Origin of the sequence: Aeromicrobium sp. MLTX1, assembly GCF_046452335.1 — a bacterium.
Lineage (GTDB): Bacteria > Actinomycetota > Actinomycetes > Propionibacteriales > Nocardioidaceae > Aeromicrobium.
The window spans coordinates 158699-173536 of record NZ_JBKFDN010000002.1; the positions used below are offsets into that span (position 1 = coordinate 158699).

9 protein-coding genes are annotated in these 14838 nt (G+C 74.1%); 3 read left to right on the plus strand and 6 right to left on the minus strand.

Features of this window, described 5'->3' with window-relative positions; translation table 11 throughout:
- Genes recD through recC form a run of 3 tightly spaced genes read right to left on the minus strand, consistent with a single transcriptional unit; the run spans position 1 to position 8311 of the window.
- On the minus strand, positions 1-1692 hold the full coding sequence (recD, locus tag ACK99Q_RS11230; RefSeq protein WP_410186224.1) for an exodeoxyribonuclease V subunit alpha: 1692 nt from the start codon (positions 1690-1692) through the stop codon (positions 1-3).
- Positions 1689-5024, minus strand: coding sequence for a UvrD-helicase domain-containing protein (locus ACK99Q_RS11235; RefSeq protein WP_410186225.1), 3336 nt, complete (start codon positions 5022-5024; stop codon positions 1689-1691). Before ACK99Q_RS11235 ends, recD begins: the two co-directional genes overlap by 4 nt.
- Positions 5021-8311: an exodeoxyribonuclease V subunit gamma gene (recC, locus tag ACK99Q_RS11240; protein WP_410186226.1), complete on the minus strand. Its 3291-nt coding sequence runs from the start codon at positions 8309-8311 to the stop codon at positions 5021-5023. The genes ACK99Q_RS11235 and recC overlap by 4 nt, the downstream gene beginning before the upstream one ends.
- 124 nt (positions 8312-8435) lie before the next feature.
- Between recC and ACK99Q_RS11245 the strand changes: the two genes are divergently transcribed.
- A complete protein-coding gene (locus ACK99Q_RS11245; RefSeq protein WP_410186227.1) occupies positions 8436-9017 on the plus strand; it encodes a hypothetical protein in 582 nt (193 codons plus the stop codon).
- Between the two features lie 68 nt (positions 9018-9085).
- On the opposite strand, the gene ACK99Q_RS11250 is transcribed toward ACK99Q_RS11245, so the two are convergent.
- The 3 genes from ACK99Q_RS11250 to ACK99Q_RS11260 form a co-directional block, all read right to left on the minus strand.
- Positions 9086-10705 carry a cation acetate symporter gene (locus ACK99Q_RS11250; RefSeq protein WP_410186228.1) on the minus strand — a complete coding sequence of 540 codons (1620 nt, stop codon included), beginning with the start codon at positions 10703-10705 and terminating at the stop codon, positions 9086-9088.
- Positions 10702-11064, minus strand: a complete 363-nt coding sequence (locus ACK99Q_RS11255) for a DUF485 domain-containing protein (RefSeq protein ID WP_410186229.1) — start codon at positions 11062-11064, stop codon at positions 10702-10704. The genes ACK99Q_RS11250 and ACK99Q_RS11255 overlap by 4 nt, the downstream gene beginning before the upstream one ends.
- Positions 11065-11243: 179 nt before the next feature.
- Complete coding sequence (locus tag ACK99Q_RS11260; protein ID WP_410186230.1) at positions 11244-11750, minus strand: hypothetical protein; 507 nt, start codon at positions 11748-11750, stop codon at positions 11244-11246.
- 134 nt (positions 11751-11884) lie between these two features.
- Between ACK99Q_RS11260 and ACK99Q_RS11265 the strand changes: the two genes are divergently transcribed.
- Positions 11885-13555 (plus strand): AAA family ATPase, encoded by a 1671-nt coding sequence (locus ACK99Q_RS11265; protein WP_410186231.1) that lies wholly within the window; start codon positions 11885-11887, stop codon positions 13553-13555.
- Entirely contained in the window at positions 13552-14838 is a 1287-nt protein-coding gene (locus ACK99Q_RS11270; protein ID WP_410186232.1) for a 5-methylcytosine restriction system specificity protein McrC, read from the plus strand. Before ACK99Q_RS11265 ends, ACK99Q_RS11270 begins: the two co-directional genes overlap by 4 nt.

Below are 14838 nucleotides of genomic sequence, written 5' to 3' on the forward strand. Positions count from 1 at the left end.
CTACCGCACCGCCGCTCGGGCGGCGAGTCGCTCCGCGATCCCACTGGATCGGGCGACTCGCCGCCCGATCGCCGTCCGGATGTCCTCGGGCGTGCCGATCACGGTCACCTTCGCGACCGCGCGCGTGATCGCCGTGTAGAGCAGCTCGCGCGTCATGGCGCGCGAGTCGGCGCCGGGCAGCAGGACGGTGACGTGCTCGAACTCGCTGCCCTGGCTGCGGTGGATCGTCATGGCGTAGCCGGTCTGGACGTCGGGCAGCCGCGACGTGGCCAGCTCGCGCACGGGATCGCCGTCGAGTGCGACCTCGACGTGCTCGTCGCGGGCGACCACGACGCCGCCGTCGCCGTTGAACACGTTCAGCGGCGCGTCGTTGCGGGTGACGAGGACGGGCCGGCCCGCGTACCAGTCGTCGTAGCCGACGTCGGGACGCAGCCACGCCGTGACGTGGTCGTTCCAGGTGGTGGCGCCCGTGGGGCCGTCGCGGTGGGCGCACAGCAGGCGGTGCTCACCGAGCCGGCGCAGCGCCGTGACGGCGTCGCCGGCGCGACCGGCGGCGACGAGATCGCGGGCGAGGGGGAGCAGGGTGCCCTCGAGCTCGGCCTGGGCGCGGGCCGGGTCGACGAGGCGGATGGCCGGGTCGCCGGCCGTCAGCAGGGCGACCGCGATGTCGGCGTCGCCGTCGCGGACGGCCTCGGCGAGTCGGCCGATGCCCACCCCGAAGCGGTGGCTGCGGGTGAGCCGGACGACGTGCTGGTCGGACCAGCCGGCCACGACGTCGTGCAGCACCGCACCCGCCTCGACCGAGGCGAGCTGGTCGGCGTCGCCGACGAGGATGAGCCGGGTGTCGGGGCGCAGCGCCTCGAGCAGCCGCGCGACGTTCTCCAGCGACGCCATCGAGGTCTCGTCGACGACCACGACGTCGTGCGGGAGCCTCCGCGTGCGGTCGTGGCGGAACCGCGTGTGGTTGTCGTGGCGCCAGCCCAGCAGGCGGTGCATCGTCGAGGCGGGCAGTCCCGTGAGCCACTCGCGCTCGTCGGAGGTGAGGTCGAGCCGCGCGGCCGTGGCCGCCACCGCCTCGCGCATGCGGGCGGCGGCCTTGCCCGTCGGCGCCGTCAGCGCGACGCGCAGCGGACGTCCGAGGGTGGCCAGCGACTGAGCCTGGAGGATCGCCAGGACACCGGCCACCGTGGTGGTCTTGCCCGTGCCCGGACCACCCGTCAGCACGATCGTGCCGACCCGTGCGGCGCGCTCGGCCGCGGCGCGCTGGTCGAGGTGCTCGGCGCCGGGGAACAGCCGGTCGAGGTCGGCCACGAGCCGCTCCTCGTCGAGCGCCGGCGGCGCGGCGGCGGCGCGGGCGCCGAGGTCGTCGCACAGCGCGACCTCGAGCTCGCGATAGCGGTCGAGGTAGAGCAGGTCGTGCTCGACGACGAGCACGCGCCCGAGCCGGCTGGAGCGGACGGCGTCGAGCCAGGCCTGCGGATCCGGCCAGGCCAGGCCGGGGACCTCGGGGTCCTGGCGCGGGTCGAAGCAGGTGGACCCGTGCCGGACCGCGCGGACCGCGAACGCCAGCGCGAGCAGCGGCAGGGGGGCGGTCTCGCCCATGAGCCGGGCGAGGCGGGCCGTCATGAGCGCGTCACCGGTGGTGAGCTCCTCGGCGGCGACGAAGTCGTCGATCGTGGCGTGCGCGGTCATGAGGCCTCCTCGCGGGTGGTGCCGTCGAGCAGGTCGGACAGGGCGAGGACGAGGCCGGTGGGCGGCTGCCACGAGAACACGCCGTAGGGCACCCCGTCGACCCGCGGTGCGTCATGACCGACCATGCCGCGCACGTACAGGTAGAGGACCCCGCCGAGGTGCTCGTGCGGGTCGTAGCCGCGCACGCGCCACCGCAGGAAGCGGTGCAGGACGACCGCGTACAGCAGCGCCTGCAGCGGGTACGTGCCCGAGTTCATCGCGGTGGCGAGCGCGTCGGGCCGGTAGCCGCCGATCGTGAGGGGCACGTCGGGTGCTCCGAGCCAGTTGGTCTTGTGGTCGACCACGAGGAACCGCCCGGACGGCAGCCGCAGCGCGAGGTCGATCGAGCCGGTCAGGTAGCCCCGCAGCGGCTGGTCGGCGAGAGCGGGGGAGCGCAGCCGGTCGGCGAAGGGGCGCAATGGGTCGTCGGCGGGCAGGTGCGCCTCGAGCAGGTCGGCCAGCTGGCCGAGTCGCCCGATCGTGGCCACGGGGTCGTCGCCGCCGCCCATCGGCAGCTCGAAGTCGAGCTCCTTGAACTGGCGCTCGCGCAGCACCGTCGCCAGGTCGAGGTCGTCGGCCAGCGGCCCGAGCGGAGTGGTGAGGATGGCCTGGAACGCGGCCACCGTGGCGTCGACGTCGAGCTCGACCGGCCACAGCGCGATCTGCTCGCGCACGCGCTCCTCGAGCTCGGCGCGCAGGTCGACGGCGGCGACGTCGACCTCCTCGAGGACCGCGTGCACGAGGCTGCCGAACGTGGCGCCCTTGGGCAGGTCGGCCATGGGGGAGGGCCGCTCGTCGCGCTCGGTGGCCACGACGGGCAGGTCGATCTCGTCGGTGGTGCCCTCGGCCTCGGGCTCGCTGCCGACGTGAGGGGTGGCCTCCTGCTCGGCCCGGATCAGGCCCGAGTAGGAGGTACGCCGCCACGCCGTGTCGAGCTCGCGGTCGAAGGTGCGCACGGCGAGGTCGGCGGGCTCGGCGCCCGGCACCGGCACGGGGCTGGTGCGCGGGTCGACCCGCTCGAGCTCGGGTCCGCCGCGCTCGTGCCAGCCGCGCAGCACCGACCAGGCGGTGGGGTCGTCGGGCGCCGGGACCTCGTCGGGCACCTCGGGTCGCGCGGGGTCGGGCCGGAACAGCAGGCGGTGCAGGCCCGAGTTGCGGGCGTCGCGCGTGGGCGCCCACCACGCGACCAGCTGGGACTTCGCGCGCGTCATCGCGACGTAGGCCAGCCGCAGCACCTCGCCGGCGTCCTCGGTCTGGGCGGCGCGGGAGTGCGCGGCGAAGTCGGGCGAGCCCGGGCCGCCGACGTCGAGGATCCGGGCGCCGGACGCGTCGTGGAAGCGCGGCCGCTCGTCGCGGTCGGGGCGCCAGCGGTTGAAGAGGAACGGCAGGTGCACGATCGGGAACTCCAGGCCCTTGCTGGCGTGGATCGTGAGGACCTGGACGGCCTTCGCGTCGCTGTCGAGCCGGCGGGTCAGCTCGGCCGACTCGCCGGTCTCGGCGCGCTTGCGCCGCAGCCACTGGACGAGGCCCGAGAGGCCGAGCCGCTCGCGCAGCGCGACCTCGTGCAGCAGGTGCGCGACATGGCGCAGGTCGGTCATCCGCCGGTAGCCGTCGGGACGGGCCAGGATGCGCGCGGCGAAGACCTCGTCGGTGAGGGACTCGACGACCGCGGCGACGCCGCGGGCACCCAGCAGGTCGGTCAGGTCGCGGACGCGGGTGGCGAGGGCGTCGGTGAGCCGGTCGCCGCCCGCGACCAGCGTGGCGGCGTCGTGGCCGAGGAGGTCGGTGAGTCCGGCGGCGCGCACCAGCCCGGAGCGCTGGGGGGACTCCATCGCCTCGAGCAGGGTGAGCCAGTCGTCGGCCGCCTGGCTGACGAGCACGTTGCTGCCGCCGCCGAGGACCGCGGGGATCCCGTGCCGGGCGAACGTGCGGCGCACGAGGTCGGCCTCGACGCCGGTGGCCACGAGGACGGCGATGTCGCCGGCGCCGAGAGGTCGCACCTCGCTGCCCGCGTCGTAGGTGGCGCCGGACGCCAGCGCCTCCGCGACGTCGAGCGCCAGGTCCGCGACGATCCGCTCGCGCGCGGCCGCCACCGGCAGGTCGCGCTCGGGCTCGTCGGCGTCCTCGCGGTCGAGCACCCGCAGCCGGAACGCCGCGGGGTGCGGCAGCCCCGCCAGCCGGCTGCCCGCGTGCCGGGCCCGGACGGGACGCACCGCGATGTCGGGGTGGCCCAGCTGCGCGCCGGCGAAGGTGGCGCCGAGGGCGTCGACGAGGGGCGCGTCGCTGCGCCAGTTGACCGGCAGGGTGCGTCGCTCGGTGGCCGTGGCCGCGGCGCGCAGGTAGGTGTGGACGTCGCCGCCGCGGAACGCGTAGATCGCCTGCTTCGGGTCGCCGATGAGCACGAGCGTGGCCTCGCCGCTGAACGCCCGGTCGAGCACGTTCCACTGGACCGGGTCGGTGTCCTGGAACTCGTCGACGAGGACGACCCGCCAGCGCGACCGCATGAGGGCGCGCGCGGGGGAGTCGGGGTCCTCCAGCACGGTCTCGAGCCGCTTCAGCAGGTCGTCGTAGTCGAGCAGGCCGAGCTCGCGCTTGCGCTGGTCGAGGCGGCGCCGGACGGCGTGGGCGAACCGGACGCGCACGCCGGCCGGTGACTCCGGCTCGGCCTCGACCGGGACGAGGGCCGCGTGCGGGTCGGCGACGACGGCCTGGGCCAGGGTGCGGGCCTGGGGGTGCGACAGGACGGGCCCGTCCTCGTTCGCATACTTCGCCACGTAGAGGTCGTCGACGATCTGGTCGACCAGCTCGGTGAGGTCGTCCGTGAGCTCGGCCGAGCCGTCGGAGTCGCCGGCCGTGCCGAGGCTGCGCAGCACGGTCTGGCAGAACTGGTGGGTCGTGGCGATCGTCGCGCCGTCGAAGTCCGCCAGCGCCGCACGCAGGCGGGCGCGGCGGGCGACGAGCTCGGCGTCGGGGACGTCGACGAGCAGGGCGAGCAGCGGGTCGTCGCCGTCGCGGTGGGCTCCGGGGTCGGCGAGCGCGGCCTCGGCCGCCACGAGCTGGTCGCGGACCCGCTCGCGCATCTCGCGGCTGGCGGCCCGCCCGAACGTGATGACGAGCAGCTCGGGCAGGGTGACGACGCCCTCGGCGACGTAGCGCGTGACGAGCGCGCCGATGGTCCAGGTCTTGCCGGTGCCGGCGCTGGCCTCGAGCAGCGTCGTGCCGCTCGGCAGCGGGTCGGTGATGTCGAAGGGACGCAGGTCGGCGGGGCGGTCGTCCGCGAAGGGCTCGGTCACAGCGCGGCCTCCTGCTGGTGGTCGAGCGCGCCGTCCCACAGGCGCGCGGCGAGCGACGTGAACCCGTCGGCGACGAGCGCCTCGAAGGGAGCCTTCGGGCCCCACACGCGCACGATCTCCTCGGCGTCGCGGTCGGCGGGCGGGCCGTAGGCCTTCGGCTCGCGTTGCCACTCGCGCGCGGCGATGCGGGCGGCGGCCTGCGGACCGCGGGCCCGCTGGTGGAACGCGAACAGGCGGGCCAGCTCGACCGGAAGCGGGAGGGGCCGCACGAGCCCCGCGTCGCGCAGCTCGACGAGGTCGGCCAGCAGACCGAGCGCCTCCTCGCGCGAGCCGGGCGCGCGCGTGACCACCTGGGCCGTGCCGCGTCCGACCTTCCCGGCGAGGTGGGCGACCCACGGGACCTCGGGACGCTCGCACGCCAGCGCGAGCAGCCGCACCCAGTCGCGCAGCCGGTGACGGCCGTGCACCGTGGAGTAGGAGACCGTGACGAGGCGCTCGTCGTGGACGCCCTCGACCGTTCCGGTGAGGCGGCGTCCGTCGGGCAGTGCGACGTCGACGTCGACCGTGGAGGCGTCGCCGGTGCGCAGGGCGGCGGTGCCGGCGACGAGGGTGGCCACGCGGGTGCCGACATCGGCGCCCACGGCCTCGCCCAGCCGGCCCGGCGGCATCATGCCGGCGCGCCACACGGCCGACCAGGCGTCGGCCGGGGCGACGCCGCGCACGGCGTCGTCGAGCAGGCGCTGGCCGATGCGCCAGCGCTCGAGCCCGTCGAGCGTGATGGGCAGGTCCTCGTCGAGCAGGTCCTCCTCGCCGCGCAGCAGCACGTCGAGCCGCTGCCGCCAGAACGCGCGGACCGGGTTCTGGACGAACCCGACGAGGTCGGCCAGCACGAGGTCGTCGCGGGCGGCCTCGGGGAGCGGTTCGGTGAGGAAGGGCGGGGGCTCGGTGCGCGGGCGCAGGCTGGCCCGGGCCCCGGCCAGCGCCGCCGGGTCGAAGCTGAAGGGACGCCCGTCGGCGGTGATCGCGCCGGGGCGCAGGTTGCGCGGGTCGAACGGCTGGAGGGGGTGGTGCGTGACGACGTCGACGTCGCCCGCCGTGCGTCGCACCTGGTCGAGCAGCTCGCCGAGCGGGACGGCCGGCGGGCGCGGCTGGCCGCGGTGCTCGTCGGCGCCGGTGTAGGTGACGACGAGGGTCTCGGTGGCCGACATCACCGCGTCGAGCAGCAGCTGGCGGTCCTCGGCGCGCGCGTCGCGCTCGCCCGTGAGGGGACGGCGGGCCAGCACGTCGTCGCCGTCGACGTGGGTGGCGCGCGGGAACGTGCCGTCGTCGAGGCCCACGAGGCACACGACGCGGTGCGGCACCGAGCGCATCGGCACCATCGTGCAGACGGTGAGGCTGCCGGTGCGGAAGTTGGCGCGCGACGGGCGCCCGGCCCAGCGCTCGCGGACCGTCGAGAGGACCTCGCCCGGACGCAGCACGGTGGACTCGTCGTCGAGGCGCTCCAGCTCGCGCTCGACCTGCTGGCGCTGCCACGCGTCGCGCTGCGGGACCTCGGCGAGGTCGTCGAGCATCGCCGCGATCCGCGCCGACCACTGCGCCATGGTGGCGTCCCGACCGAATGCCTCGACCGCCCGCTCCAGGCCGTCGACGAACGTGACGAGCCGGCCCGCGAGGTCGACGTCTCCGCTGGGGACGTCGTCGAGCGGGAGCACGTCGGCCACGGGACGCGTGGGGTCCTCGGTGGCCACGACCCCCGCGACGAGCCGGTCGAGCCCCGCGCGCCACGTGTTCTGCTCGACCCGCAGGCCGAAGCGCCGTCGGTGCTCGGCGTCGAAGCCCCAGCGCACGCCACTGGACTCGACCCAGCCGGCGATCCGCTCGATCGCGTCGTCGTCGAGGTCGAAGCGGTGCCGCACGGGCTCGGTGCCGAGCAGGTCGAGCACCTCCGCGTTCGTCGCGCGGCCACGTCGGGCCAGCTCGAGCACCGCGACGGTCAGCCCGAGCAGGGGATTGGTGCGCGAGGCGGCTCGGTCGGCGAGCATGACGCGCAGCCGGTGGCCGGGGTGGTGCGGCGTGTCGCCGAGGATCTCGGACTGGCCGAAGGCCGCGTGGAACAGGGGGGCGTAGGCCTCGATGTCGGGCACCATGACGAGCACGTCGCGCGGCTCGAGGGTGGGGTCGTCCTCGAGCAGGCCGACGACGACGTCGCGCAGCACGTCGACCTGACGGGCGCGGCCGTGGCACGCGTGCACCTGCACCGAGCGGTCGGAGGGCAGCGGCGCGGGCCCGCCGGCACCGGGGCGGTCGGCGGCGACGTCGGCCTGCAATCGTCCGAGCAGCGTGTCGCGGCGGGGGACCGGCAGCGACGGGTGCACGACGGCGTCGGGCGCGACCGAGGCGAGCGATCGCTGGAGCTCGCGCGCGTCGCGGCCGAGGGCGGCCAGCAGGGGGTTCCCGAGCCGCTCGGCCGTGTCGTCGTCCGCGCGCGGGACGATCGCGCCGACGTCGCCCTGGCGCTCCCAGGCGACGGGGGAGGCGTGCGGCAGCCACAGGTGCACCCCGCGCTGGTCGGCGAGGGCGGCCAGCACCTGGAGCTCGCCCAGCGGCAGCCGGCTGTGGCCGAAGAGGCTGACGCGGGTGGGGAGGTCGGCGGCCGCCGCAGAGGTGCCGAGGCCGGCGATCGCGGTGGCGATGCGCTCGTCGGGCGAGGGGGCGTCGATCCGCGCGCGCACGCGGCGCCAGACCTCGGCCTGCCAGCGCACGTCGGCGGGCAGCGCCGCGCCGGTGCCGTCTTCGTCGCGACCCTGCGACCACGCCTGCGTCATCGTGGGGCGCTGGCGCGCGTAGGCGTGCAGGCGGCCGGCGACGTTCCGCGCGACGCCGAGCCGCCGGTCGAGCCGCAGCTCGCGCTCGAGTCCGGAGTGGCCCCGGCCGACGTGGCGCGCGACGGGGGCCAGCCACGACTCGTCGAGGGAGGCGTCGAGGACCTCGAGCACCCGCCACACCAGGGCATCGGGACGCCACGGGTCCCGGTCGTCCTCGCCGAGCAGCTCGGCGACGATCGAGTGCGGCCGGGCGAACCGGATGCCGGCCGTGACCCCGTCGCCCCCACCGGGGGACGCTCCCAGCCGGTGGCTGAGCCGCTGCGACAGCCAGCGCTCGGTGCCGAGGGCCGCGACGACGACGAGCTCGGTGGCGAACGGGTCGTCGGTGGGCTCGGCCAGCAGCGCCGCGAGGCCGTCGGCGAGCACGTCGGTGCGCTCGGCGCGGTGCAGGTGGAAGGTCATGTCGAGCCTCAGTCTGCCGTGTCCGACCGACAGGCGGAGCGGCCCCGGTGAACGGATGGGACCTCGGTCTCACACAAATCGGCGAAACCGCGTCATGGGCCGCCGGGAGACGCGTCTCACTGGCATGAGCAGAAGGACGGTGCGCAGCGTCGACCCGCTGTCGCGCCCCAGACTGACGGTCGTGCGCGGCGAGGCCGCCGCCGACCCCGATCCCGCACCTGAGCGCGCCGACGCCACCGACGTGCTCTCCACGATCCTGATCGACGCCTTCGGCGACCGGGTCCTGTTCCTGTTCCACCGCCGCATCCCCGGCCAGACGGGCGACCTGCCGGTCATCGCCGTGACGTCCACCGGCGTGCACCTGGTCGAGCCGCGCTCGTACCCGGGCAAGAAGGTCCGCGCGTGCCGCGACGGCAGCACGTTCGAGATCGACGGCGTGCGCCACACCCGGCTCTCGGAGCAGATGGCCGAGCACGCCGAGGCGCTGCAGGCGGCCGTCTCGATGGGCCCGCTGCCCGAGGCGCCCGTGCACACGAGCTACTGCTTCGTCGAGGGCGAGCTGCCGATGCGGCCGCTCGAGGTCGACGGCGTGCGGGTGCTCTCGGTCCGCTCGACCCTGCGCCGGCTGCGGTCCGGCGGACCCCTGGACGAGCGCGAGGTCGAGGCGCTGCACCGCGACCTCTCGCGCCGCCTCGTGCGCAGCTGACGCGCGAAGACGACGATGGGGCGGCCTCTCGGGTCCGCCCCATCGTCGCGTCTGTCAGGTGCTCGTCCTCAGTGGTCGAGCGCCTTGCCCTCCGCGCCCGCACCGGTGAGGGCGCGGACCTCCATCTCCGCGGCCTTGATCTCCAGGTGCTCCTTGCTGGTGAGCGTGCCGATGATGCCCAGCAGGAAGGAGGCCGGGATCGACACCAGGCCCGGGTTCGCCAGCGGGAACCACGACCAGTCCTGGTCGGGGAACATCGCCGTCTCGGAGCCCGACACCGCGGGGCTGAAGACGATCAGCCCGACGGTGATGACGAGGCCGCCGTAGATGCTCCAGAGGCAGCCGCGGGTGTTGAACCGCTTCCAGAACAGCGAGTAGAGGATCGTCGGCAGGTTGGCCGAGGCCGCGACCGCGAACGCCAGCGCCACGAGGAACGCGATGTTCTGGCCGTTGGCCGCGATGCCGCCGAAGATCGCCACGATGCCGATGACGATCGCCGCGATGCGGGCGACCTTGACCTCCTGGCCGTCCGGCGCCTTGCCGCGGTGGATCACGTTCGTGTAGATGTCGTGCGCGAACGAGGCCGACGCGGTGATGGTGAGGCCGGCGACGACCGCGAGGATCGTCGCGAACGCCACCGCCGACACGATGCCGAGCAGGAGGGTGCCGCCCAGCTCGTACGCCAGCAGCGGTGCCGCCGAGTTGGCCGCGCCGGGTGCCGCCGCGATCCGCTCGGGGCCGACCAGCGCCGCGGCGCCGTAGCCCAGGGTCAGCGTGAACAGGTAGAACAGGCCGATCAGCCAGATGGCCCACACGACCGACTTCCGGGCCTCCTTGGCCGTGGGCACGGTGTAGAAGCGCATCAGGATGTGCGGCAGGCCCGCGGTGCCCAGCACCAGGGCGACCGACAGCGAGATGAAGTCGATCTTCGTCACGCCGTCGAGGCCGTACTTCTTGCCCGGCTCCAGGGCGGCACCGGCGGCGGCGCCGTCACCGAGCAGGTCGGAGAAGTTGAAGCCGTACTGCGCCAGCACCCACACGGTCATGAGCAGCGCGGCGCCGATCAGCAGGATCGCCTTGATGATCTGGACGTAGGTGGTGCCCTTCATGCCGCCGACGAGGACGTACACGATCATCAGCGCGCCGACGGCCGCGATCACGAGGGCCTGGCCGAAGGAGTCGTTGATGTTGAGCAGCAGGGCGACCAGGCCGCCGGCGCCGGCCATCTGGGCCAGCAGGTAGAAGAACGACACGACGAGCGTCGAGACGGCCGCGGCGGTGCGCACGGGGCGCTCCTGCATGCGGAAGCTCAGCACGTCGGCCATCGTGAAGCGGCCGGTGTTGCGCAGCAGCTCGGCCACCAGCAGCAGGGCGATGACCCAGGCCACGAGGAAGCCGATGCTGTAGAGGAAGCCGTCGTAGCCGGTCAGCGCGATGGCGCCGGCGATGCCCAGGAACGAGGCGGCCGACAGGTAGTCGCCCGAGATGGCGAAGCCGTTCTGGCGACCCGTGAAGGACGCGCCGGCGGTGTACATCTGCGACGTGCTCTTGTTGGTGCGGCTGGCCCGGATCACGAAGACGAGGGTCAGCACCACGAAGGCCGCGAAGATCGCGATGTTCAGGGTGGTGTTGCCGACCTGCTCGGCCTCGGCGGCCCGCGCGAGGGTGGGCAGGGAGGTGGCGATCATGCGAGGCCCTCGGCTTCCATCTCGTCGCGGATCTTGGCCGAGCGGGGATCGAGCTCTCGGTCGGCGTAGCGGACGTACGCCATGGTCACCACGAAGGTCGCGACGAACTGCAGCAGCCCGAAGACGAGCCCGACGTTGATGTTGCCGAACAGCTTCTCGCTCATGAAGTCGACGGCGTACGTGGACGCCAGGACGTAGACGAAGTAGAAGACCAGGGCCGCGCCCGTGGCCGGCAGGACCCAGTTCCGGTGCTTGCGCTTCAGCTCCTGGAACTCCGGCGACGCGAGGACGGCGATGTACGCGGCCTCGCGCTCGGTCGGCGCCGGGGACGCCGAGTCGGATTCGGTCGACTTGCTCACAGCTTCACCTCCAGGGTGATGATCGGAGTGCGTGACCGGCATCACAGTGACGGCGGTCACATCCGACGCTAGGTGGGGTGGCCCGTCGGCGCCGTCCCGGCGCGGCGCACGTGCGACGAACGACCCGATTCTGCGACGAACGGTCGTCCCGGGGCCGTCGTCGCCGCTCGGCGGTGGGCTCAGCCGGTCGCCGTCGAGCCGGTGACCTCGGCCTCGAGGGTGGGCAGGACGCCCGGACCGAGCCGCGCCACGTGGTGCCCGGCGTGCATCAGGAAGCGGGCCTGCCGGTGCAGCTCCGGCGGCAGCGGTGGCAGGTCGCGCTCGGCCTCGCCCAGCGCGCCGGCGACCTCGGGGCCGATCCGGTCGGCTGCGAGCGTCGTGCTGCGCGCGTCCACGATCCCGAGTCCGGCTCCGGCCTGGGCGGCGCTGCGCAGCACGTCGACCACGTGCGGGAGGTCCTCGGGGGAGGCGTCGATCGGGAGCAGCGGCACGAGGCGCGCGGTCAGGAGGTCGGCGACCTCGTGCGCCTCGGGCGTGAACGCGGCGTCCAGGCCGAGCCGGTGTGTCGTGGCCGCGCCGAATCCCGTGCTGGCCGCAGGGTCGTCGGCGGGCCAGGTGCGACCGTCGAGCGTCGGGGTCGCGAGGGCGATCGCTCGATCGCGGTGACGACGTGTGAACCAGCCCACACTCGTAGGGTACGCGGGACAACCAGGGTGACTCATGGAAGAAATGTGACGAGAGTTGCGTCATGGGGCGCGTGCAGTGCCGTCTCACCGTCGCAGGCGACAGGACCGAGCGGCGGACGAAGGGAGGCGGGACGGTGAAGGTCGAACGCATCTGGTGGCGCGAGATCAGCCCCGAGGACTACTACTCCATGGAGAAGTCCACGCGAGTGCTGCGCGGGAAGACCAGCGTGGAGATCCGCCAGGTCGCCGACCTGCTGGAGTTCGCGGGCCTCGACCGCTTCGCCTCGCCCGATGGGTGGCAGGACGTGCGCATCGTCCCGCGCGTCGTCGGCGACCCCGACGTCTCCGCGCCGCTCGTCTTCAAGGCCCACCGCCGCCACGGCGTCTACGAGCTGACCGGGCAGAACCGCCACGACGAGCGGCACGAGCGCCACCCCGCGTGGCTCCCGCTGCACGGGTGGCCGGACCTGCGCATCCCGACGTCCGTCGAGGACGCCAAGGCCGTCCTGGCCGAGCTCGGCGGCCTGCACGTGTACGTCGCGCGCACCGTGAGCGGCCAGTACTTCGCGGGCCACACCACGGGCGCCTCGCTGCCGCCCGGCTGGCCGTCGTCGTGCCAGCCGCTGTTCACGGGCTCGGACTCGGGCGTCATCAGCGTCGGCAGCGGCTCGGTGCAGAGCCTGACGCCGCTCGCGCGCAAGATCCTCGACGCCTTCCGCGATCGCAAGAACGTCCTCATCTACGGCCCGCCGGCCACCGGCAAGACGCACGCCGTCGCGCAGGTCCGCCAGATCCTCGACGACAAGTGGACCGGCGGCGAGGCCATCGAGATCGACCCCCACCGCGTCGACCAGCCGTTCAGCTCGGGCTTCGAGGCGTCGCCGGTCGTGCCGCCCGTCATCACCGACTGGGTCACCTTCCACCAGGACTACGGCTACGAGGACTTCATCGTGGGCCTGCGACCCACCGGCGAGGGCATCCGCCTGGCGCCGTTCGCGGGCCGCCTGCTCGACCTCGCCATCCGGCTCGACCGTCAGGGCCGCGGCTCGGCGCTGCTCGTCATCGACGAGATCAACCGCGGCAACGTGCCGAAGATCCTCGGCGACTTCATGACCTACATGGACACGTCCTACCGCCGGGGCCGCGACGGGGACACCCGCTCGGCCATCCCCGTGAACCTGCCGAAGGTGCAGCGCAGCCCCACGGGTGACCCGGTCACCGAGCCCATCTGGATGCTCTCGGGCGACTCGTACATGCTGCCGCAGCCGTGGACCTTCCCCCACGACGTGCACATCCTGGCCACCATGAACTCGGTCGACCGCGCCGTCGCACCGCTGGACTCGGCGATCGGCCGCCGCTTCGAGCGCATCGACGCCTACGCCGACCTGGACTTCCTCGCCCAGCACCTCGGGGTCAGCCTCGAGGTCGCCACGGCGCCGGACATCGACGCCGAGCACTGGACGCCCCAGGCCGCGGCCGTCGCGCTGCTGGCCTACCTGAACGACGAGATCACCGAGCGGCTCGGCCAGGACTACGAGCTCGGGCACCTGTACTTCTGGAAGATCGCGACATGGGAGGACCTGCAGCGCGTGTGGGACCACGACATCTGGCCGCAGATCCGGGACCGCTTCGGCGCGCGCCCCGACCAGCTCGCCGACCTGCTGCGCGTGAACTCGCGCAACGCTCCGCCGAACTACCCGTTCCGTACCCGGACCCTCACGGGCCGGGCGCTGGCGGTCGACAACCTCATGGGCCAGTCCCACGAGGACACCGCGATCGCGCTCGACTTCCTGGTGCGCGGATGATCGGCGCGCAGACCCTCCTCGAGGGCGGCCCCGCCCAGCCGTTCACGGGCACGGCGTCGGACCTCGACGAGCTGCGCCTGCGCTCGTCCGAGCTGGCCTCCCGCCTGGGACTGGCCGAGGAGCCGTTCGTCATCGACGAGGCCGCGGGCACGGTCGAGGTGCGCGGCGTCGCGGGCTTCGTCTCGCTCGGCGACTCGACGATCGAGATCATGCCGCACTTCCTGCGCCACGATCCGGGCTGGCGCGTCTCGATGCTGACGATCCTGACCACCGTGCACCACCTCGAGTGGGTGCCCCGGGTCGACCGCGGCACGCGTCACGCCGGCCTCTCCGACCTGCTCGGCATGATCGTGGCCGGTGCGATGGGCCGCGCCTCGTCCGAGGGCGTCCCGCGCACCTACGTCGAGCGCACGGCCGTCACCCCCTCGATCCGCGGGCAGCTCGACGCCGGCCGGATGTGGCGACGCGTCGTCGACCCGTACAGCGTCGACTGCCGCTTCTCCGAGTTCGTCGCCGACGGCCCGGTCACCTCCGCTCTCAAGTGGGCGTGCGCCGAGCTCGCGGGTGCCGTGCAGCAGCCGTGGCTCGAGTCCGAGCTGCGCGCCTACGCCGACCTCTTCCCCGAGGCCTCCCGCGAGCTGCCGCCGCCGGCGATCATGGACGGCCTCCAGCTGACGCCGCAGTTCGGCTTCCTCGGCGAGGCGCTCGACGTCGCGCGGATGCTGGCGATGGGCCCGCAGAACGGCACCGGGGGTCGCGCCGACGGCCCGACCCGCGCGTTCCTGTGGAGCACCGAGCAGCTGTTCGGCGACTTCGTCCAGGTCGTGGCCGAGAGGGCCGCGAAGTCGGCCGGCTTCACCGCCTACCGCGGCGGCCGCTCCCGCCGTCTCAACGACGCCGCCGCCACCGCGGGCACCGTCGACACGATCGTCGAGTCCGACGCCGAGCTCGTCGCCGCGTCGGTGTGCGCCCGCGACTACACCGAGGACCTCGCGGACGAGATCGCCGCGGGGCTGATCTCCGCCGGCCGCGGTCTGGGCGCGTCGGACGTCGCGATCGTGTTCCCCGCCAGCATGGGCCTGCGCCCCGGCACGCAGATGCGCGTGCGCGAGGCCGGGGGACCGTCGATGCTGCACCTGCTCACCGTCGACCCGTCGGGTCTCGGCGAGAGCGGGGGCATGGCCCGCGTCGTCAACGAGCTCGAGCTCGACCTGGGGATGGTGCTGACCATCGCGCAGCGCCGTCCGGTGGGGTCGCGTCGCCGCCTCGGCGGCACCGCCTGA